The organism is Aeromonas encheleia (assembly GCF_900637545.1).
GTDB lineage: Bacteria > Pseudomonadota > Gammaproteobacteria > Enterobacterales > Aeromonadaceae > Aeromonas > Aeromonas encheleia.
On record NZ_LR134376.1, the window covers coordinates 3,637,711 to 3,657,895 of the forward strand.

General features: G+C 62.8%; 23 protein-coding genes. 13 read left to right on the forward strand and 10 right to left on the reverse strand.

Annotated elements, in window-relative coordinates; genetic code table 11:
- Positions 1-77 precede the first annotated feature (77 nt).
- Complete coding sequence (ushA, locus tag EL255_RS16765) at positions 78-1,748, reverse strand: bifunctional UDP-sugar hydrolase/5'-nucleotidase UshA (RefSeq protein WP_042654193.1); 1,671 nt, start codon at positions 1,746-1,748, stop codon at positions 78-80.
- A 257-nt stretch (positions 1,749-2,005) separates the two neighbouring features.
- Here ushA and EL255_RS16770 point away from each other — a divergent pair, with 257 nt between their 5' ends.
- The 3 genes from EL255_RS16770 (at position 2,006) to EL255_RS16780 (ending at position 3,879) form a co-directional block, all read left to right on the forward strand.
- Entirely contained in the window at positions 2,006-2,347 is a 342-nt protein-coding gene (locus EL255_RS16770) for a DUF2956 domain-containing protein (RefSeq protein ID WP_042654194.1), read from the forward strand.
- Between the two features lie 216 nt (positions 2,348-2,563).
- Positions 2,564-2,899 carry a hypothetical protein gene (locus EL255_RS16775; protein ID WP_042654195.1) on the forward strand — a complete coding sequence of 112 codons (336 nt, stop codon included), beginning with the start codon at positions 2,564-2,566 and terminating at the stop codon, positions 2,897-2,899.
- A gap of 113 nt (positions 2,900-3,012) precedes the next feature.
- Positions 3,013-3,879 carry a tetratricopeptide repeat protein gene (locus EL255_RS16780; protein WP_042654196.1) on the forward strand — a complete coding sequence of 289 codons (867 nt, stop codon included), beginning with the start codon at positions 3,013-3,015 and terminating at the stop codon, positions 3,877-3,879.
- 149 nt (positions 3,880-4,028) lie between these two features.
- On the opposite strand, the gene EL255_RS16785 is transcribed toward EL255_RS16780, so the two are convergent.
- Both EL255_RS16785 and fkpA read right to left on the reverse strand, forming a co-directional pair.
- Positions 4,029-5,432 (reverse strand): sigma-54-dependent transcriptional regulator, encoded by a 1,404-nt coding sequence (locus EL255_RS16785; RefSeq protein ID WP_042654322.1) that lies wholly within the window; start codon positions 5,430-5,432, stop codon positions 4,029-4,031.
- A 148-nt stretch (positions 5,433-5,580) separates the two neighbouring features.
- A complete protein-coding gene (gene fkpA / locus EL255_RS16790; RefSeq protein WP_042654197.1) occupies positions 5,581-6,387 on the reverse strand; it encodes an FKBP-type peptidyl-prolyl cis-trans isomerase in 807 nt (268 codons plus the stop codon).
- 119 nt (positions 6,388-6,506) lie between these two features.
- Here fkpA and EL255_RS16795 point away from each other — a divergent pair, with 119 nt between their 5' ends.
- On the forward strand, positions 6,507-7,475 hold the full coding sequence (locus EL255_RS16795; protein ID WP_042654198.1) for a WD40 repeat domain-containing protein: 969 nt from the start codon (positions 6,507-6,509) through the stop codon (positions 7,473-7,475).
- A 14-nt stretch (positions 7,476-7,489) separates the two neighbouring features.
- Positions 7,490-7,705: a SlyX family protein gene (locus EL255_RS16800; RefSeq protein WP_025328072.1), complete on the forward strand. Its 216-nt coding sequence runs from the start codon at positions 7,490-7,492 to the stop codon at positions 7,703-7,705.
- 66 nt (positions 7,706-7,771) lie between these two features.
- Here EL255_RS16800 and EL255_RS16805 read toward each other — a convergent pair whose 3' ends face one another.
- Both EL255_RS16805 and EL255_RS16810 read right to left on the reverse strand, forming a co-directional pair.
- A complete protein-coding gene (locus EL255_RS16805; protein ID WP_042654199.1) occupies positions 7,772-8,413 on the reverse strand; it encodes an FKBP-type peptidyl-prolyl cis-trans isomerase in 642 nt (213 codons plus the stop codon).
- 222 nt (positions 8,414-8,635) lie between these two features.
- Positions 8,636-8,842, reverse strand: coding sequence for a YheV family putative zinc ribbon protein (locus EL255_RS16810; protein ID WP_033130616.1), 207 nt, complete (start codon positions 8,840-8,842; stop codon positions 8,636-8,638).
- Between the two features lie 39 nt (positions 8,843-8,881).
- Here EL255_RS16810 and EL255_RS16815 point away from each other — a divergent pair, with 39 nt between their 5' ends.
- The 3 genes from EL255_RS16815 (at position 8,882) to EL255_RS16825 (ending at position 11,664) form a co-directional block, all read left to right on the forward strand.
- Positions 8,882-9,577, forward strand: a complete 696-nt coding sequence (locus tag EL255_RS16815) for a hypothetical protein (RefSeq protein ID WP_042654323.1) — start codon at positions 8,882-8,884, stop codon at positions 9,575-9,577.
- Between the two features lie 143 nt (positions 9,578-9,720).
- Positions 9,721-10,620, forward strand: a complete 900-nt coding sequence (locus EL255_RS16820) for a chemotaxis protein (protein WP_042654200.1) — start codon at positions 9,721-9,723, stop codon at positions 10,618-10,620.
- A gap of 60 nt (positions 10,621-10,680) precedes the next feature.
- A complete protein-coding gene (locus tag EL255_RS16825; RefSeq protein ID WP_042654201.1) occupies positions 10,681-11,664 on the forward strand; it encodes a hydrolase in 984 nt (327 codons plus the stop codon).
- Here the strand turns inward: EL255_RS16825 and EL255_RS16830 are convergent.
- Positions 11,646-12,797, reverse strand: coding sequence for a GGDEF domain-containing protein (locus tag EL255_RS16830; RefSeq protein WP_042654202.1), 1,152 nt, complete (start codon positions 12,795-12,797; stop codon positions 11,646-11,648). The two genes, EL255_RS16825 and EL255_RS16830, sit on opposite strands and share 19 nt — an antisense overlap.
- Positions 12,798-12,886: 89 nt before the next feature.
- Here EL255_RS16830 and EL255_RS16835 point away from each other — a divergent pair, with 89 nt between their 5' ends.
- From EL255_RS16835 to EL255_RS16845, 3 genes are all read left to right on the forward strand, one after another.
- Positions 12,887-13,129: a YheU family protein gene (locus tag EL255_RS16835; RefSeq protein WP_042654203.1), complete on the forward strand. Its 243-nt coding sequence runs from the start codon at positions 12,887-12,889 to the stop codon at positions 13,127-13,129.
- Positions 13,130-13,379: 250 nt separating this feature from the next.
- A complete protein-coding gene (locus EL255_RS16840; RefSeq protein WP_042654204.1) occupies positions 13,380-14,249 on the forward strand; it encodes a phosphoribulokinase in 870 nt (289 codons plus the stop codon).
- 15 nt (positions 14,250-14,264) lie between these two features.
- On the forward strand, positions 14,265-14,798 hold the full coding sequence (locus EL255_RS16845; protein WP_042654205.1) for a DUF4136 domain-containing protein: 534 nt from the start codon (positions 14,265-14,267) through the stop codon (positions 14,796-14,798).
- On the opposite strand, the gene EL255_RS21805 is transcribed toward EL255_RS16845, so the two are convergent.
- The 3 genes from EL255_RS21805 to EL255_RS16860 are packed head-to-tail and all read right to left on the reverse strand — an operon-like array spanning position 14,772 to position 15,627.
- On the reverse strand, positions 14,772-14,855 hold the full coding sequence (locus EL255_RS21805) for a hypothetical protein (RefSeq protein ID WP_370302257.1): 84 nt from the start codon (positions 14,853-14,855) through the stop codon (positions 14,772-14,774). The genes EL255_RS16845 and EL255_RS21805 overlap by 27 nt on opposite strands.
- A 19-nt stretch (positions 14,856-14,874) precedes the next feature.
- Positions 14,875-15,174 carry an MliC family protein gene (locus EL255_RS16855; RefSeq protein WP_042654206.1) on the reverse strand — a complete coding sequence of 100 codons (300 nt, stop codon included), beginning with the start codon at positions 15,172-15,174 and terminating at the stop codon, positions 14,875-14,877.
- 48 nt (positions 15,175-15,222) lie between these two features.
- A complete protein-coding gene (locus tag EL255_RS16860) occupies positions 15,223-15,627 on the reverse strand; it encodes an OsmC family protein (protein WP_042654207.1) in 405 nt (134 codons plus the stop codon).
- Positions 15,628-15,985: 358 nt separating this feature from the next.
- On the opposite strand from EL255_RS16860, the gene crp reads away from it, so the two are divergent.
- Positions 15,986-16,624, forward strand: a complete 639-nt coding sequence (crp, locus tag EL255_RS16865) for a cAMP-activated global transcriptional regulator CRP (RefSeq protein ID WP_025328082.1) — start codon at positions 15,986-15,988, stop codon at positions 16,622-16,624.
- 128 nt (positions 16,625-16,752) lie between these two features.
- Positions 16,753-17,553: a putative RNA methyltransferase gene (locus EL255_RS16870; protein WP_042654208.1), complete on the forward strand. Its 801-nt coding sequence runs from the start codon at positions 16,753-16,755 to the stop codon at positions 17,551-17,553.
- A gap of 118 nt (positions 17,554-17,671) precedes the next feature.
- On the opposite strand, the gene EL255_RS16875 is transcribed toward EL255_RS16870, so the two are convergent.
- Positions 17,672-20,053, reverse strand: coding sequence for a M66 family metalloprotease (locus EL255_RS16875; protein ID WP_408608781.1), 2,382 nt, complete (start codon positions 20,051-20,053; stop codon positions 17,672-17,674).
- Between the last annotated feature and the right edge of the window lie 132 nt (positions 20,054-20,185).

Sequence of the window (20,185 nt, forward strand, 5' to 3'; positions counted from 1 at the left end):
CGAGCCGGGTGACATCATAAATATGAAAGAGGCAGCCTGGGCTGCCTCTTTCGCTTTATGGGTGCAGGACCCTGTCGTTATTTACAGCCATCAAGCGAGGCGGAATTAACATAGCTCACCTCGCCGGCTGGCTGATAATCGGCCACCAGTATGGTCTTCTTCGCCTCGATATACTCCTTCAATACCCCGGCATCCACCAGACCGGCGTTGATGGTATTGATCTTCGGATAGCCATCGCCACCGGCCGCGCTGAAGCTCGGGATGGCAAAGCTGTAGACCGCGGCCGGATCGAACGCCTTGCCGCCCACGCTGGTGATGGTCACGCTCTTGGCCTGGCAATCCACCGCCATCTTGATGCCACCAAACTGGGCATAGCCACCGGTGTTGACTGTCTTGGTCGCCACCTGGCCCAGATAGGTCACCAGCTCGCTGCCGCTCATGGTCGCCTTGTTGACCGTGTTGCCAAACGGATGCACGGTCAGCACGTCGCGATAGCTGATGTCGCCGGCGGCGATGGAGGCACGCACCCCACCCGAGTTGACGATGGCAAAGTCGGTGCTCAGCTTCTGCGCCGTGGCGGTGGTGATCAGGCGACCCAGGTTGGTCTGCTTGTTGCGCACATTGGCACGCTCACCGTCCAGCAGGCCGTCGGTGGAACCAATTACCACGCCCAACTCCTGCTGACCCTTCTCCTGATAGGTGAGCAGAGTGTTGTACAGCTCGGGATCCTTGGTGATCTCCTCCTGAATGAAGGCACCCCCAGCGTCTTTGAGATTGACCGGGATCAGCTCATAGCTGGTCAGGGTCAGCTTGCCATTCTGGTAGTCGAACTGGGCGCGGCCCACATACTTGCCCCACTCGTGAGCCTGCATGATCCAGGTGCCGTTCTGCTGATCCGGCAGGCAGTCGTCACCCGGCTTGAAGTCGGCATACTTGTTCACCGTCCCCGGCTCCATGCAGACCGGATTCTGGGAGTGGCCGCCGATGATGGCGTCCAGGGTGCCGGCCGGCAGCGCACGGGCCATCTCGACATCGCCGGGGGCGTTGCTGCCGTGCTGACCATCCTCGTAGTGACCCATGTGGGTGATGGCGAAGACCAGGTTCGCCTCTTTGTCGGCACGGATCTGCTTGCCGAGCTTGGCCGCCTCCGTGGTCGGATCGCGGAACTCCAGGGTCTGGACGTTGTTGGGATCCACCAGCTGGGCGGTGTCTTCGGTGGTCAGCCCCAGCACGGCGACCTTGAGGCCATTCTCCAGCTTGAACACCTTGTAGGGGTCGAAGTAGCGCTTGCCGCTGGTCTTGTCGTAGATGTTGGCGGAGATCATGGGGAACTTGGCCCACTGACGCTGCTTCTCCAAGATGGTCAGGGGGTTGTCAAACTCGTGGTTGCCCACGGCCATGGCATCGTAGCGAATGCTGTTCATGGCCATGAAGTCCGGCTCCGCATCCTGCAGATCCGACTCGGGCACCCCGGTGTTCACGTCACCACCGGAGAGCACCAGCACCTCGCTGCCGGCCGCCTTGGCCTCGCCACGCAGACGCTCGACCAGCGTCTTCTGGGCCGCCATGCCATATTCACCCTTGTCATTGTGCCAGAAGCGACCATGGGTATCGTTGGTATGCAGGACGGTGAGTTTGCAGACATTCTCGCTGCAGGGGGCGACACTTTCATTGCTGGAGGTATTACAGCCACTCAGCGCGGCGAGCACAGCCAGTGCGACACTTCCTTTGACAAATTTATAATTCATTTCCATATCACCTTGTTATTTTGTTATTGGACGACCCAAGCCATTAGGTCGGGCGGTAATATAACAAACAACATGTGACGCTTTTTCATCGGTGACTCACAAATTCCGCTAAATGTGATCATCTGCGCAACTTGCTTTCTCATTCTGATATTTCGATCGTTTTCCCGTCATGCCGCGTGGGTCGCGCACCGGGATGGCAGCCTGAGCGGCGCAGTTATGGCATACTTTCCGCCAATCGATGCCAAGGAGAGCCGTGAATGGCAAAGTACGACAAGATTTCCCCCGAGACCCAGCAAGAGGCGATGAAGATCGCCCGCGCCAACCAGAAGCCGGGCCAGACCAAGGAGCAGACCCAGCTGATCGCCCAGGGGATCCAGAAGGGGGTCGACGAATACAAGAAGCAGATGAAGGCGCGGGCCCGCGAGGCCAGCCGCCAGAAGAAGCTGCAGGCCAAGGCGAAACAGCCGCAGCAGGGCGAGCATGAGGAAGAGACCCATGAGATCGAGCTGATCGAGGTCTCCCGCCAGCATCCCCTGCCCTGGATCCTGTTGCTGCTGAGCTGGCTGGGCTTTGCCGCCGCCTGGTTCTGGCTGCGCTGATCCCGCCCCAGGCAAAGGTTTGCCTGGGATCGGCTTCACAGCCTGGGGCTGGCACGCTGGTCATGTCCCGCGCCGGCTGATTAAATCCCGCCTCCCATCGTCCTGGGGCCACGCTGTCCCTGCCCCGTGCAGCGCCGAGGCCACGCCTGCCTGCCACCATCGGCAGGACGATGATGCACTCGGCCCCACTCATCCACCGTCTGGAGACCCTCTATCATGAACCCGGCCCCGCTCTATCTGTTGGCCCCCCTGGTACTGTTTATCGTGACCCTGGTGCTCTATCGCATCTCGCCGCTGCGGGCCGTCGCGGCCGGCAGCGCCCGTTGGTTCATCCTGCCCGCCTTCACCCTGTTCATCCTGCTCATCGTCATCAATGGCGCCGCCGACCCGGCCCTGCGCAGCCCGGGCTTTCACTGGCTGATGCCCGGGCTTGGCTTCGCGCTCTGCCTGTTCCCGGCGCTGCCCAAGGCGCTGGTGCCCCGCCTCGCCATCAAGGAGGGCGCCTTCGCCGCCCTCGGTCTGATGCTGATGAGCCTGGCCATGGTGTATTGACGGCAGAAAGTGGTGATATCTGACGGACCAAGAGGCGCCCTGTGACGGGCGCCTCTTGTACAAATAATGGCCTGCAGGCATCTTGGTGGACGGATAACCGGCAAGGAGGCCAGATGGACAATGCATCCGATTTCATGGCGCAGTGGGATTATCAGGATCCCGCCGCCACCGCCCTGCGCTTTCAAGCACTGCTGCCCGAGGCGCGCGCTGCCGACCTGCAGTACGAGCTGGAGCTGCTCACTCAGATAGCCCGCACCCATTCGCTGCAACGCCAGTTCGACCAGGCCCATCGGCTGCTCGACGAGATAGAACCCCGCCTCACCGATGCCACCCCGCGGGCCCGCCTTCGTACCCTGCTGGAGCGAGGGCGGACGTTCAACTCCGCTGGCGACAAGGCCACAGCCAGAGCCCTGTTTGAACAGGCCTGGCAGCAGGGGGTGAAGCACGAGGAGCGCTATCTGGCCATCGATGCGGCCCACATGGTGGCCATCGCCGCCCCGCTGGAAGAACAGAGCCGCTGGCACCAGCTGGCGATGGCATTGGCCGAGCGCAGTTCCGATGAAAAGGCGCGGGGCTGGCTCGCCACGCTCTACAACAACCAGGGCTGGACCCTGTTCGAGCTGGGCCACCTCGACGAGGCCATCGTCTGTCAGCAGAAGTGCCTGGCCTGGCACGAGCAGCACAACAACCAGGCCAAGGCCTTTATCGCCCGCTGGAGCCTGGCACGCCTGAGTCGGGCCCAGGACCAGCCTGAGCGGGCCATGACCGAGCTGACGCAGCTGCGGGACGACATGGCCGCCGCCGGCGTCCCCGAGGATGGCTATGTGTTTGAAGAGCTGGGGGAGAATGCGCTGGCGCTGAACGATCCGGCGGTGACCGAATACTTTGCCCGCGCCTGGTTTCTGCTGTCACAGGATGGCTGGCTGCAGGCCAACGAGGCAGAGCGGCTGGCCAGGCTCAAGCGCCTCGCCAAGCTCTAGCAATAACACAGCGGGGCGGCCAGTTGGCCGCCCCGCACACAAGCGCATCTGCCCAGGATGACGGATGCCATCCCGCCCCCGCCTCAGGCTATGCTCGCCTCTTCCCAGCCCTGCTTCTTGCGATAGATAGAGGTTGAGCGGGCTGATCTTCAGAGCTGGTTCGCCTCTTCCCAATTCTGCTTCTTGCGGTAAATGGTGGAGGGGCTGATCTCCAGCAGGGCCGCGGCCTTGGGAATGTTGCCATCACAGCTGGCGATGGCCTGCTCTATGGCCTCCTTCTCCACCAGCCAGAGCGGGCGGATGGGGGCATTGAGCGGCGTGGGGACGCTCGCGTCTGCCTGGGTCGCGGTGACCAGCGGCACCGGGCCGCCCCGGCGGCCGTTGAGGGGCGGCGGCAGTATGTCCATGCTCACCCACTCCCTGTCGTTGAGCACCACTATGTTGCGCACCACGTTCTGCAGCTCGCGCACGTTGCCCGGCCAGGGATAATCGAGCAGCACCCGCACCGCATCGCCATCGAAATCCCGGAAGCGCTTGTTCTCCTCTTTGGCATAACGCAGCAGGAGGTCGCGGGCCAGCAGCAGTATGTCCTCGCCGCGCTCGCGCAGCGGCGGCAGGCTGAGGGGGATCACGTGCAGGCGGTAGTAGAGATCCTCCCGAAAACGCCCCGCCTTCACCTCCACCAGAGGATCCCGGTTGGTGGCGCAGACGAAACGCACGTCCACCGTCTCCAGCTTGCCGCTGCCGACCCGCTGCAGGGTGCCGGTCTGGATGAAGCGCAGCAGCTTGCTCTGCAAGTCGAGATCCATCTCGCAGATCTCGTCGAGGAACAGGGTGCCGCCGTCGGCCAGGCTGGCTGCCCCCTTGCGATCCCCCTGGGCGCCGGTGAAGGAGCCCTTCACGTGGCCGAAGATCTCGCTCTCCATCAGATCGTGCGGGATGGCGGCGCAGTTGAGCGCGATGAAGGGTTGCTCCCGGCGCGGGCTGCATTGATGAATGGCCTCGGCACACACCTCCTTGCCGGTCCCGCTCTCGCCGGTGATGAACACGGTCGCCTTGCTCGGCGCCGCGCTCTCTATGATGCGGTACACCGCCTGCATCGGCATGGAGGCACCGATGAAGCCGGCGAAGGAGCTGCGCTCGAAGTTCTCCCTGTACTGGGCCACCAGCGAACTCAGCTGCTGATGGGTCAGGGCATTGCGGGCGGTGGCACAGAGCCGCTTGCTATCGAACGGCTTGGTCAGGAAGTCGAAGGCCCCGTGGCGCATCGCCTCCACCGCCACGTCCACCGAGCCGTGGGCGGTGATCACCACCACCGAGCAGGGCAGTTGCTGCTCGGTGATCTGCTGCAGGATCTCCATGCCGGACATGTCGGGCAGTTCCAGATCCAGCAGCACCACCGGCGGCGGGCTGGCCAGCAGCTGCGCCAGCGCCTGCTGGCCACAGTCGGCCAGCAGCACCTCATAGCCATCCTGGGCCAGGTACTGTTCATAGACGACAGCCAGACTGCGGGTGTCTTCCACCAGCAGGACGCGAGGTTTGCTTTCAGCCACGGGATCCATCCTTGCGATTGATTTTGTTGTCTATTCTGGGGGCTAGCCGCCACACACTCAAGCCGCGGCCAGCCTCTTTCTCCCGCCGACGGCGAGCGACACAAGTAAAAACGGCTCCCTGAGGAGCCGTTTTTGTGCAGTATCCTGCTTATTTCTTGGTGTTGTCGGCTTCGGCAGCCGGCTTCTCGATGGCCAGCAGCTCGACGTCGAATACCAGCACGGCGTTCGCCGGGATGGAACCAGCACCGTGCTCGCCATAGGCCAGCTTGGACGGCAGGAAGAACTTGAACTTGGAACCGACCGGCATCAGCTGCACGCCTTCGGTCCAGCCCGGGATCACCTGGTTCAGCGGGAAGGTGGCCGGCTCGCCACGGTCGACGGAGCTGTCGAACTTGGTGCCATCGGTCAGGGTACCGGTGTAGTGCACCTTGACGATGTCGGTGGCCTTCGGCTTGGCGCCATCACCCATCTTCTCGACCAGGTATTGCAGGCCGGATTCGGTGCTCTTCACGCCTTCTTTCTTGGCGTTGGCGGCCAGGTACTCTTCACCCTTCTTCTGGTTTTCCACGGCATCCTTGTCAGCCTTGGCCTTGGTCAACTCGTTGATCTTGGCGTCGTACTGCTGCAGAACCTTCTGGATCTCCTCGTCAGTCATCTTGGCGTCTTTGCCCAGACCGTCGGTCACACCCTTGAGGATGACGGAGTTGTCCAGCTTGATGCCAAGCTCCTGCTGGCGCTCCAGCGTATTGGCGATATAACGACCCATGGAGAGGCCAATTGCATAGCCGGATTGCTCTTCAAAGCTCTTGGCTTCAGCCTTGGGGGCCTCTGCCGGCTTGCTGGCTTCTGCCTTGACCTCTGCGGTGTTCGCAGCGGGCTTCTCATCTTTTTGGCAAGCAGTCAGACCTACGGCAACGGCCGCAGCCAACAGGGACACCTTCAGAAAATTGTTCATCAGTTTCTCCAAAACTCTAAATACCGCTCTCGGTTCCTTCGTGAAATGAGAGGTTTATCGTGATAAGCGCCTTATACTAACGCCGTGATCGCAGGTAACGAAAGCATGAGACAGGAAAAATGATCAAAAGTGCCATTTATCTCATCGCTATTTGTCTGATGCTGACAGGTTGCGAACAGAGCCCCCCTCCTAGCCAGCAGATCCGCGTCGCCAACCAGGGCTTGCTGAGTGCGGATCTGAGCGCTGACGGCAAGCTGGCCATCGTCTCCGGCCTGAGCCAAGGCACCGTCGTCTGGGACCTGGAACAGGGCAAGGAGCGCTGGCGCTGGCGCCAGTCCGATGACCAGAACGACTTCGTCACCCTCACCCGTTTCTCGCCGGATGACAGCCACGCCATCACCGCCTCCCAGCACCGCTTCGCCATCTGGCGTCTGCAAGATGGCCAGTCCCAAGGCTACTATTCGCTTCCTGAATCCAACCTGAGGGATGCGACACTCTCGGCGGACGGTCGCCAGGTGCTGATCGGCCGCGAAGATGGCAAGGCCGAGCTGATCGATACCCAGAGCGGGCGCAGGATCCAGTTTCTCGGCCACACCGAGCAGGTCAATACCGTGGATCTCTCCGCCAACGGCCGCTACGCCCTCACCGGCGGCAACGACTACAGCGCCTACCTGTGGGACACCCGCACCGGGCAGGTAGTGTGGCGCTTCAACCACGGCGGCAGGGTGGTGATAGCCAGGCTAGATCCCGCCGGGCGTTTCGCCTTCACCGCCGACAGCCGCCAGGCCAGCATCTGGGATCTCAAGACTGGTAAAGAAGTGAGCCGGCTGCGCTTTGATCACCGCTTCGAGGTCCACACCAGCGCCCGCTTCGCCAACGACGGCAACTGGCTCATCACCGGCGCCCCCTCCCGCCAGCTCTCCCTGTGGCGGGTCAGCGACGGCAGCCTGCTGCAGAGCTGGCGCGTCTCCCCCCATCCCAAGGTGAAACCGCCGAGCGCTGTGGTCTACGGCGTGGCTTTGCGCGACAATAGTCACCTCGTCAGCGCCAGTTCCAGTGGCCTGGCCGAAATCTGGACAATCAAGTAAGGACCAAAAGGCCCATGAGTCAGCAACTTAACGATCGCCTCGAGACCCTGGAAAGCCGTCTCGCCTATGCCGAATACACGGTGGAGCAACTCAATGAGGAGGTGACCACCCAGGGCCGTGAACTCGATCGGCTCAAGCACCAGATCCAGCTGCTGGTGGACAAGCTGCAGAGCGTGCAACCCAGCCAGATCGCCAGCATGGCCGAAGAGACGCCACCACCCCATTATTGAGCCGCTGCCGGCCCATAAAAAAACCCGCGATAGACGCGGGTTTTTTTATCGAGCCAGAGGCTGAACTCAGTGCTGGTGACCCTTGCCACCGCAACCGCCACCACCGCAGCAACCGCCGTGGCCCTTCTCCTCACCATGGTCGTGACCGTGATCGTGGCCATGGCCACCACCGCAGCAACCACCGTGGCCATGGTCATCACCGTGGTCGTGATCGTGGTCATGGCCATGATCGTGACCGCAGCCACCGGCACCGTGAACGTGGCCGTGGGCCAGCTCTTCGGCGGTCGCGGCACGCACGTCCTGGATCTCGACCTTGAAGCCCAGGGTCACACCGGCCAGCGGATGGTTGCCATCCACCTTGATGAACTCTTCGGAGACCTCGATGACGGTCACCGGACGGTGGCCATCGTCGGTCTCGGCAACAAAAGTATCCCCTTCAGACACTTCCATGCCATCGAACAGCTCGCCGGGCACTTCCTGCACCAGAGTCTCGTCATACTCGCCGTAGGCCTGGCCCGGCGTCAGGGTGACGTCAAACGCCTCGCCCACGCTGCGACCTTCCAGCTCGGCTTCGAGGCCGGCGACCAGATAACGGGTACCGTGCAGATACACCAGAGGCTCTTTACCGACAGTGGTGTCGATGACTTCACCGTGTTCGTCGGTGACCGTGTATTCCAGCGTAACCACGCTCAGGGGAGCTACTTTCATGTCAGGGATCCTGCGGATAGAAAAAAACGGGCCCAGAATACCTCAAAAAGGTGGCCAAGCATATGATCTGCCCCGCTCCGGCATGCTGAAAAAGTCAGCAGTCCAAAACGAGCCTCTTCGCACCCCGGGTATATAAGGAAGCCCCTCACTCGGGACTCAACAGCCGGAGCCCAGGTTTGGCCTCGCGGATGGCCTCGCCCACTCCGGCCATCCGGCTCGCCTTTACTCGGGGCGGAACACCCCTATCACCTGCTCGGCCTCGCGGGTGGCCTTGTCTACCTCGGCCTGGGTCTGCACCTGGGTATCCCCACAGTCGACACAGGTCACCTTCTCGACTCCATGCTCCATATACAGCATCATGGTGTCCATCTTGCCGCACGCCGGGCAAACTGCACCGGCAATGAAGCGCTTTTTACGTCTGGTTTCCATTTGCGTTACCTCCAGGCAGCATCATATCAGGGTTTTTACATGCATCACGCCATCGAATATCAGCATTTTTCCACGCCTCATCTGCAGGTCGGTGCCCGCAAACGTTCCCCCCTGGGTCAGTTGCTGCGCGTCACCCGGGGAGCGGCGCTGCTGAGACTCGGCTCCCATGAGCTGCTGCTGACGGCGGGCAAGCAGTTCTGGCTCTGCGCCGATGCCCTCGCCGCCTTCACGCCCCTGGCGGGCTGCCGTTACGATCGGTTGACCTGCTCCCTGCGAGTGGCCCAACCCGCCCAGGCGGGCTGGTTGCAGCCTACCCCGCTGATGGATGCCCTGCTGGACAGCCTGGCCAACTGGTCTAGGCCCATCGACTGGCAGGGCGCCCACGGTCATCGCCTGCAGGTCATCCTCGACGAGTTGCAATACTGCCCCATCCAGTCGCAGGCAGATCAACCGCTGCAGGCCGCCTGGCGGGCGCTGGCGAGTGGGCAGGCGGACGGCGATGCGGCCTGGCAGGCCTGCCTCGCCCAGCGCGGCATCGAGGATCCGGCCCTGGCGGCCGATGCCCTGCGCCCCCAGTGGCAGCTGCTGCAGGCGGTGCGTCTGCTCAGAAGCGGCAGCAAGCCCGCTCAGGTGCTGGCCAAGCTCGGCTATGGGGATGAAACGGCGCTGGACGGTGCCTGCCAACGCTGGCTCGGACTGGCGCTCGACACCCTGTCACAGCAGCCCGCCCAGTAAGCCGGATGAGGAAACAAAAAATGGTGAAAGCGATCCAGTTTCATGACCAACGGCCGTTAATAACAGGCAGCTCATCGCTTTCATCATCCTCTATGCTGAATGCCAAGCCGACCGCCACCGTTTAGTTCAACAGGACATCCGCCATGACGAGCAAGGCCAACCAATCCCAGGGCATGTTGCTGTTTCACCTCTCTGCCCGACAATCCTTCGCCATCGGTACCCTCAAGGTGAAGGAGATAGTTCCCTACACCCAGCTCACGGCCATGCCGCACTCCCACCCGACCGTGCTGGGTGCCGCCAGCATGCGCGGCACCACCATACCGGTGATCGACATGGCGATGGCGGTGGGTTACAGGCGCATCGCCAGGGAAGAGATGGCGCAGTGCTTCATCATCATCACCGATTGCCGCCGCACCCTGGTGGGCTTCCTGGTGCGCGGCATCGACAAGATCACCGAGTGCAACTGGCGTGACATAGAGCCGCCGCCCCCCTCCCTCGGCCAGAACGTGTTCGTGACCGGGGTGACCAAGGTGGGCGAGCAGCTGATCCAGCTGCTGGACGTGGAGCTGATTTTGTCCCGGGTCTATCCGGACGATCCCAGCCATCTCTATCCCGTGCTGACCGATGTGCAGCGTGAGCGGCTCAAGCCGATGCGGATCCTGCTGGTGGACGACTCCTCCGTCGCCCGCCGCCAGTTGATGGCGGCCCTCGATTACATCAACATTCCCTACGAGGTGTGCACCAACGGGCGCGATGCCCTCAGCCTGATGCAGGCCAGGGTCGGCCAGGGCAGCCCCATCGACATACTGGTGAGCGACATCGAGATGCCGGGGCTCGACGGTTACGAGCTGGCCTTCGAGGTGCAGAGCGACGCCAAGCTGGCGGAGGCCTACATCATCCTGCACACCTCCCTCTCCAGCGAGATCAGCGTGGAGCGGGCCCATCAGGTCGGGGCCCATGAGGCGCTGACCAAGTTTGAGGCCAACGAACTGATCCAGGCCATGCTGCGCGGCGCCGAGCACCACGACCGCCTGCCCGCCTGACCACCGCGGCGAGCAGAGAGCAGAGGCTCGCCGCCCGCTACTTAGAGCCAGAGCCGTTTCATGCTGACAGAAAGCCACTTCCACGCCCCCTGGTGGGCCCGCAATCCCCATCTGCAGACCATATTGCCGAAGTGGCTGCGCCGCACGCCGGCGCGCTTCACCGCTGAGCGGTTCGAACTAGCTGATGGCGACTTCGTCGATCTCGCCTGGAGCGGCCCCATCAGCCAGGATGCCCGGCCGCTGCTGGTGCTGTTTCACGGCCTGGAGGGGAGCATCCACTCCCACTATGCCAAGGGGCTGTTTGCCCACCTGCAGCGGCAGGGGGATGAGGCGGTACTGATGCACTTTCGTGGCTGCAGCGGCGAGCCGAACCGCCTGCTGCGGGCCTATCACTCCGGTGCCATCGAGGATGCGCAGGCGCTGATCGCCGAGCTCGGTCGTCGCTTCCCCGGCAAGCCGATGATCGCCATCGGCTACTCCCTGGGGGGCAACATGCTGGTCAATCTGTTGGCGCGCGGCTGCCCGGGCGAGCTGACGGCCGCTGTGGTGATCTCGGCGCCGCTGCAGCTGGCCAGCTGCGCCGACAGGGTCAATCAGGGGTTCTCCCGGGTTTATCAGCGCTACTTGCTGCGCACCATGCGCGCCAACCTGCAGAGCAAGATCCGCCACCAGGGCGCCGCCGGTGCCCGCTGGCGGCCGGAGCAGGTGAGTCGCATCGCCACCCTGCGCGACTTCGACGAGCAGGTCACCGCCCCCCTGCACGGCTTCGACAGTGCCGATCACTACTACCGGACCTGCTCCGGCCTCAGCCTGCTGGCCAGCATCCCCATCCCGACCCTGGTGCTCCATGCCGCCGACGATCCCTTCATGTCCCAGGCGGTGATCCCGCAACCTGAGCAACTCTCCCCCATGGTGCGCTACGAGCTGAGCCGGCGCGGCGGGCACGTGGGATTCCTGCACGGCACCCCCTGGCGGCCCCGCTTCTGGCTGGAGGAGCGGATCAGCCTGTGGCTGCGGGAACAGACTCAGGGCGCGAGCCGGTAGCAGTTGCGCCCCTCCCCCTTGGCTTGATAGAGGGCGCCATCCACCCGCTCGAGCAGCATGACCAGGCTCTCTCCCTGGCGCCATTGGGCTATGCCCTGACTCAGGGTGAGATGGGGCGCCACCGCTGACCCCTCATGGGGCAGGGCGCGAGCCGCCAGGGTATGGCGGATGCGCTCGGCGACCCGCTCGCCACCCGCCAGATCCGTGTCTTGCAGCAACACCACAAACTCCTCTCCGCCGTAACGGGCCACCAGATCGCCGGACTCGCGCGCGCTCTCTTCCAGACACTCTGCCACCAGGATCAGACACTCATCGCCGGCCTGGTGACCGTAGTGATCGTTGTAACGTTTGAAGAAATCCACGTCGAGCAGGATCAGCGTGAGCGGCGTCTCCAGGGTCGTACCTTGTGCGATGGCGTTCTTGCAGACCCGATCGAAGTGACGGCGGTTGGCGAGCCCGGTCAGGGGGTCCCGATTGGCCATGGCATCCAGCTTGCGCGCCAGCACCAGATTCTCGTGCTCCCGCGACACCGCCAGCTCGAACCAGCTGTTGAGCATCCGTCGCCCGGTCTCCAGCACGATCAGCAGCACCCCGACCACAATAAAGTTGAGCATGACGAACTGTTCGGGGCTCCATGAGGCTCGTGCCAACAGAAAAGACAAGGGGGCCGCCGCCAGCGTGTAGAACAGCCGCACATCGCAATAAGAGGCGATGAGGCCAGTCAGCAGCAGCAGGCTGATCATGTTGAAGATAAGGTTGAAGCCCCCCTTCAAGTCGACGATCGAGATGGTATACCCCACCGACGCCCAAGCCATACCCCAGCACAGGCCGCAGACCCACAGAGAGGGTTGCCAGACGGCATGAGGTTGTCGGGAGAGCCATAGCCACCCCATTGGTAGCAGCAGACATACGCAAGCCATGGTGATGAGCTGCAACTCATAGGACCAGGGCAGAACGTTGACGAGCAACAGGTGAGCATCCCGAAAAATGTAGAAACGGGTCAGCAAGAACAGGATGGCGATCAGATTGATGACCCAGTACCAGCGCAGCCCGGCTTTCAGGGCGCGCCGACGTGCCTCGTTCAGGTGCTGATCGAAATGACTGGAGAGGCGGCGCTGTTCAGCAGATAGCATAGACACTCCCGCTTTTGGCCACACAAATCCCTTGCGATTGCGGGTGAGACGCAGACAATATCCACACGCGCGTCACTGAAGATGAAACCATGATTATCCCCTGGCAAGAGCTGGATCCAGATACCCTCAACAACCTGCTCGAGCATTTTGTCTTGCAAGAAGGCACCGAATACGGTGAACAAGATGTCAGCCTGGCCGACAAGGTTGATGAGGTCAGACAACAATTACTACAAGGTAGTGCCGTGCTCGTCTACAGCGAGCTGCACGAGAGTGTCAACGTCGTGCCCAAGGCGACCCTGAGCGGTGCACCACGGGAAGACTACCCGGAATAACGCCTATCCTGTTCTCAACCGGGACATGGGTGGAGGCAGGCAGCGGAGGCTGATGCCAAACCGGGGATGATACCCTGCCGACGCCGGGAGCGGGCCATGTCCGGCGCAGGCTGCGACAATCCCTGACTCCATTGCCGCGGCCAGGAAGCTGGCCCCGGGCGGCCAATGCCTGCGGCCGGGCATCCAAGGCGCACTTGACCGCACTCCGGCCCTGCCCTTATAACGGAACTCCCAAGGAAGAGAGAACGCTATGTCGGCCAAGCATCCCATCATCGCGGTTACCGGTTCGTCCGGGGCCGGCACCTCCACCTCCACCAACGCCTTCCGATCCATGTTTCATCAGCTGGGTTATCAGGCGGCCGTGGTCGAGGGGGACAGTTTTCATCGCTATACCCGACCCGAGATGGACGTGGCGATCCGCAAGGCGCGCGAGCAGGGGCGCCACATCAGCTATTTCGGCCCCGAGGCCAACGACTTCGGCCTGCTGGAGTCCTTCTTCCAGGAGTACGGCCAGAGCGGCAGCGGCCAGTATCGGCGCTATCTGCACAGCTTCGACGAGGCGGTGCCCTTCAACCAGATGCCGGGCACCTTCACCCCCTGGCAGGACTTGCCGGGGGAGACAGATCTGCTGTTTTATGAGGGCCTGCACGGCGGCGTGGTCACCGGCGAGCACAACGTGGCCCGCCACGTGGACTTTCTCATCGGCGTGGTACCCATCGTCAACCTGGAGTGGATCCAGAAGCTCATCCGCGACACCTCGGAGCGCGGCCACTCCCGCGAGGCGGTCACCGACTCCATCGTCCGCTCCATGGATGACTACATCAACTTCATCACGCCGCAGTTCTCCCGCACCCACATCAACTTCCAGCGGGTACCGACCGTCGATACCTCCAACCCCTTCAGCGCCAAGGTGATACCCAGCCTGGACGAGAGTATGCTGGTGATCCGGTTTCGGGGCATCAAGCAGGTGGACTTCCCCTACCTGCTGTCGATGATCGATGGCGCCTTCATGTCCAGGATGAACACCATAGTGGTGCCGGGGGGCAAGATGGGCTTCGCGATGGAGCTGATCCTGCGCCCCCTGATCCAGCAGCTGTTAGAAACCGGCAAGATCACCTGAGCCAAGGAGCTTACGATGCGCGGTGCACTTCTTTCATTCATGTTGGCCAGCCTGCTGGCGGGTTGCAGTACGGGCCCCGCCGCCCCCGCCGTCGAGACGGGCACCATGGTGGTGCGCCCGGCGGACAACTGGCGCTACGGGGCGACGCCGCGCTATGCGCTGGCCGAGCAGTTCCAGTATGCGAGCAACAGTGCCGCGGGCTGGCTGGAGCCGGTGCAGCAGGCCGTCAGCCGGGATCTCAACGGCAAGGGCTGGCAGAGCGTGCCGCTCGATGAGGCCGACGTCTGGGTCGCCATCGGGGTGGCGGGCAGCAAGGACATGAGCGATGGCGAGATATTTTCCCGTCTCGGCATGACACCGGGCCTGCAGGCCGGCGCCGATGCACGCAAGGGCACCCTGGCCATCATGCTGCTCGATCGGCAGACCCAGCAGACGCTGTGGAGCAGCGCCATCCAGCTCGCCAGCGACACCCCCATCGACGACGCGACCCGCCAGCAATTGAGCCAGCAGCTGGCCGAGCAATTATTGGGCGCCCTGCCCACCCGCTGATGCTGTTCGCCTCATAGCACAACGGCCTGCATGTTGCAGGCCGTTGTTGGCACACACTGGCTGATACCGATGACGGTTACTTGAGATCGCAGCTGAGCAGCGTCACGCCTTTTTGCACCAGGGTGGCATGCTTGTCCTGATGGGAGAAGGTGGTCACCCCATCGGAATAGCTGGCGGTATCTTTGGCCGACTCGATGCGGCCCAGCTTGTGATACACCCCGGCGTAAGGGAACTGCACCATGTCGGCCTGGGCATCATAGGTGATGGCCAACATCTCTTCCCCACACTGATACTGACTGTATTGATACTGGGTCGGCTGCGGCATGCTGCAGGCGGCCAGTCCGAACAGGGGAAGCAACATTATCATCTTTTTCATCGCACTTTCCTTATGTCATGGCGTTATCGACGGGACAAACTACAACTATCAAGCTTCAAGAATTTGATAACTATGAGTAATTTCGACCGCTTTTTCCAACATCAGGGAAACTGAGCAGTACTTTTCCATCGACAGGTCGACCGCGCGGGCCACCTGCTTCTCGGCCAGCCCCTTGCCGGTCACGACGAAGTTGAGATGGATCTTCTCGAATACCCTGGGCACTGACTCGGCCCGTTCCCCGGCAAGCTCCACGTGGCAGGCGGTCACGGACTGACGAGCCTTCTCCAGAATGGAGACCACATCGATGGAGCTGCAACCACCGACCGCCAGCAGGATCATCTCCATCGGGCTGGCACCTTCGCCCGGGTTGGCGCCGTCCAGAGTCACCTGATGACCGGACTCGCTCTCGCCCACAAACTTCATGCCTTCCACCCAGCTGACCTTGGCTTTCATCTCACATTTCCTCTCAATGACAACGGTTCTAACGCTCATAGCATACCTCAGCCAGGGTCCGAGTGGCACAGTCGATTCTCTTGCACAGGGTCAGATCTCTCGTCAGATCGCAGCTTGCGCCGAAAGCTCGACAGACCCTGTCGTAAATAGATCGAAATCAACATCCAGCCCCCTCATCTTGCCTAGAATGACCGGGATGGCGCAGCAGAACGAAGCAAGGGCGACGGGCAAAAGTCCCCAAAGCCTTGTCAGCACAGACAAAGGCTCTTATCCTACTGCGACCCAAACAAGGAATGGCAAGACTGGCAACTTGCCTGGACGCACGAGTCCATAAAAAAGACACTACAGAGGAAGTCTCATGATCATTGGCAAACCGCAAAGCGATCCCACCCTGGAGTGGTTCTTGTCGCATTGCCACATTCATAAGTATCCCGCCAAGAGCACCCTGATCCACGCCGGTGAGAAAGCGGAAACCCTCTACTACATCGTCAAGGGAACAGTCGCCGTCCTGATCAAGGATGACGAGGGCAAGGAGATGATCCTGTCCTACCTGAATCAGGGGGATTTCCTGGGCGAGATGGGGATGTTCGAAGAGAACGAGAATCCGGAACGTTCCGCCTGGGTACGTGCCAAGGGAGCCTGTGAAGTCGCCGAGATCTCCTACAAGAAATTCCGCCAGCTGATCCAGGTCAACCCGGATATCCTGCTGCGCCTCTCCGGCCAGATGGCCAAGCGCCTGCAGCACACCAGCCAGAAAGTCGGTAACCTCGCCTTCCTGGACGTGACCGGCCGGATCGCCCAGACCCTGCTCAACCTGGCCAAGCAGCCGGATGCCATGACCCACCCGGATGGCATGCAGATCAAGATCACCCGCCAGGAGATCGGCCAGATCGTCGGTTGCTCTCGCGAAACCGTCGGCCGCATCCTCAAGATGCTGGAGGAGCAGGAGCTCATCTCCGCCCACGGCAAGACCATAGTGGTGTTTGGTACCCGCTGATCGGATCCAAGGCTCCGTCCAGAGCCGTCAGATAAAAGGCTGCCACGGCAGCCTTTTTCGATCATCTTCCCCTATAATCCCGAACGCCCTCCCGTTTCATGGCCTTCGCCAAGAGAGTACCTACGCCTATGCATCTTCAATGCCCCCTGTGCCGCAGCCCCCTGCATCTTCACGAAGCCTCCCGCGGGGTCTATTGCGACAACAAACACCATTTTGACCCGGCGCCCGAGGGTTATCTCGACCTCATCCCCGGCAAGAAGGATCCCAAGGACAGCGACAGCCGCATGCTGATGCGGGCCAAGCGCCACTTCCTGGAACAGGGCCACCAGCTGCCGTTGATCGAGGCGATGAGCGCCCTGCTGGCACCGCTCGGCACTCATGAGCTGATCCACCTCGGCTGCGGCGAAGGCTATTACTGCCGCGCCCTGGCCGAGCGCCTGCCCGGCTGGCACTTCGGCGGGATCGATCTCGCCAAGAACGCCATCTTCGCCGCCAACAAGGCGCAGCCGGACGGCCACTTCGTCATCGCCGATCCGGCCCGCGCCCCGCTGCAAGCCGGCACGGCCCAGGTGCTGCTGGTCAACGATCTCAAGGTCAAGACCGAGCAGCTGGTCAGCTGGCTGGCGCCGGGCGGCTATCTGCTCTATCTGCAACCGGGCCCCCGCCACCAGTGGCAGCTGAGGGTCAGCCTCAACCCGGTGAGCATGGAACACCCCCTCAGCTGGCCGACCCTGGCGGGCCTCAACCCGGTTGAGCAGCAGCGCTGCCAGTTCTCCATGACCATGGATCAGGGCCTGCGCGGCCACATCCTGGAAACCAGCCGCCTCGGCTGGCGGGCTGGCGGTGAGCAGCGCCACGCCTTCACCCACCAGGGACCGGATGAGCTGGAGCAGGATGTGTTGCTGGGCCTGTGGCAGAAGCCGCTCTAAGCGCATCCACTCCCCCATGAAAAAAGGCCCTGACGGGCCTTTTTTATTTCACGGGCATGCATATCGACAGCGCCGCTGACACAGGCAGCTCCCCACGGGAACGAGCAGAGATGCGCCCTTACTCGAGGGGACGCCCATTGACGGTGAAGGTGAGCGCCTCGCCCACCGCCGGGATCGACGCCTGATCCAGCACCTGGCCGGCGCAGAGCACGGTGGCGCTGCTCGGTTCGCTGGCCGTAGGCAGGTTGACGTGGAACTTGTTCATCACGCCACCATTGAGGCGGTGATTGGCCAGCCGGAAGCGCAGCAGGCCATCGCGGGTCTCCACCTGCAGCTGGCAATCGCGCTCCGCCACCCGCCCCGTGTCATCGCCGTAACTGAAGCCATAGGCGCCGTGCAGCGCCGGATAGAGGTAGCTGGGCAAGAGTCCGCGCGGATCGTAATAGCCCACCAGGGTGGTCACCGGCACCCCGAACGCCTGCGGCTTGCGCGGCACCCGCAGATCCACCAGCGGCCCCTCGTTCCAGCGGCTGCCGTCCGAGGTGTAGCTCTTCTTGAAGCCACGGGAGACGGTGATCTGCTGACCGTTGATGAAGAGGGTGCTGTTGTAGGCGGCGCCGTGCTCGACGGTCAGGATGCGCCCCGCATTCCCGGCCGCCGCGAGCGGCATCTGGATGTTGCGCGTCCAGTTGCCATCCCCCATGGCGACCCTGACCAGATCGTACTCCGCCAGCAGGGCCGTCAGCTTCGCCTCGCTCAAGTCGCTGACCGGCGCGGTGATCTGCTCCAGCAGATCGACCCTGTGCTGGTAGGGCTCCATCCTGGCCGTGGCGGCATTCCACTTGCTGAACCCGGTCGGCGAGGCCGCATCGAACACCGCCTTGCTCTCGAGGAAGCGCTGGATGATGGCGGCCGAGTTGGGGCTGTAGAGGGTGAAGCGGTTGAAGCTGGAGAAGGGCGCCCCGCCCGCCATGGCGTCGAAGCCGAACGGGTGCTCGTCGAAGGGGGCCTGGCACTGACCGTCGAGGCAGGTGCTCTGGCCGGTGCGGGTGACCCCGAAGTTGGGGATGAAGCGGTTGCGATCCCCATCCCAGCCCCAGCTCGAGTTGACCGCCTCCGCGCTGCGGTGCACCGAGCCCAGGAAGCCGCCGACATAGTGGCCTAGGCCATAGTTGTGGCCCACCTCGTGGCTGAATTCATTGCCGAGCGAGCTGTCCAGGGTGACGATGCCGCCCCCGCCCGAGCCACCGTGCACCTGCACCCCGTTGGCGTACTTGCCGCGGCTGTTGTGGGCCGCCAGCTGCGCCACCACATAGGGATGGCTGCTCTCCCCCTCCCCGGCGGTACTGTTGATGCCGTAGTTGGCATTGTCGATGCCCAGAGAGATGAGCTCCTTGCCGATGCGCTGGCGCATGGTGCCCTCGTGCCAGCCGCCCTGGCCGGGATCGAAATCGGTGAGCAGGGTGCCATCCGGCAGCATGACTTCAGGCAGTGACAGCGGGGCATACTGGCTGACAATCAGCCGGCTGGTCGGCACCGTCTGGAAGTACTCGCGATGGGCCTCGGGATCCTTGGCGAAGGCAAACTGGTCGCGCGGCGTGGTCAGCATGCCGAGGTCTATGGTGTGAATGAGCAGCTCACTCGGGGCCCCGACCTGCAGATCCGTCAGCTCGCCGCTGAGGGCCCCCTGGCTGAGTTGCAAGGCCAGGCCTGGCCGGATCCAATCGGCGGGCAGCACGGCACTCCAGGCGTCGCTCGCATAGCGGATGCCGTTATTCTCAAGCTCCCCGTCCCGGATCCACTGGCCCCCGACGAATTTGAACTGCAGGGTCTGGCCACGGGAGAGCGTCACCTGGCGGCCGCTGTAATAGACGGTCGAGTTATAACCGGCATTGGAGCGGGTACGCACCATCTTGCCCTCCAGCGCCGCCCCGCCCGGCAGCCGCATGTCTCTGACCCACTGGCCGTCGGCGGTCTGGATCTCCACCAGGGCATGTTGCCCCAACCGCTCGAGCAGCAAGGCCCCGGCCGGATCGCTCAGCCGGGCCAGCTCGGCGCTGCTGCGAATGACATTGGTGGTGCCGGCCCCAGGGGTGAAGTCGACCCCCTCCTCCGGCGAGCCGTCGAGGTAATAGGCCGTCTTCGGCAACTGCTCAGGCGGATTGAGGGCCAGGGTGCCGAGCGTTTGCCCCGCGCCATCTCGCGCCGTCACCGTCATCGGCACGCCGCTCTCGGCTTGCAGGGGTCTGACCAGCAGCAGGCTCTTGCGCTGGGCCGTCAGCCTTGGCTGGTTGTCCCCCTCGACGGCATGGGCCGGCAGGATCTGGCTCTGGGCAAACTGCACCTGCGCCGCCAGCGTGCCTTGCAGATCGTTGAGCGCGGGCTGGGTATTGAATAGCTGAACCGTGGGTGCCTGAACGGTAGGAGCCTGAACCGCGGCCAGCAGGGGGCCGCTCGCCAGCGTCGTCATGATCAGGCTGGCTATGTGGGTTATTTTCATTGTCGTGGTGCTCATTGTTATGGGGCATGTCCACATGCCCTGTTGTAGGAATCTTGCAAGCGAAGGGGTCACCCGCCACATCCGTGCCCCGTGCGGGAGCGGCCTGAGGGCGCTCTTGCCGGGATGCCACGG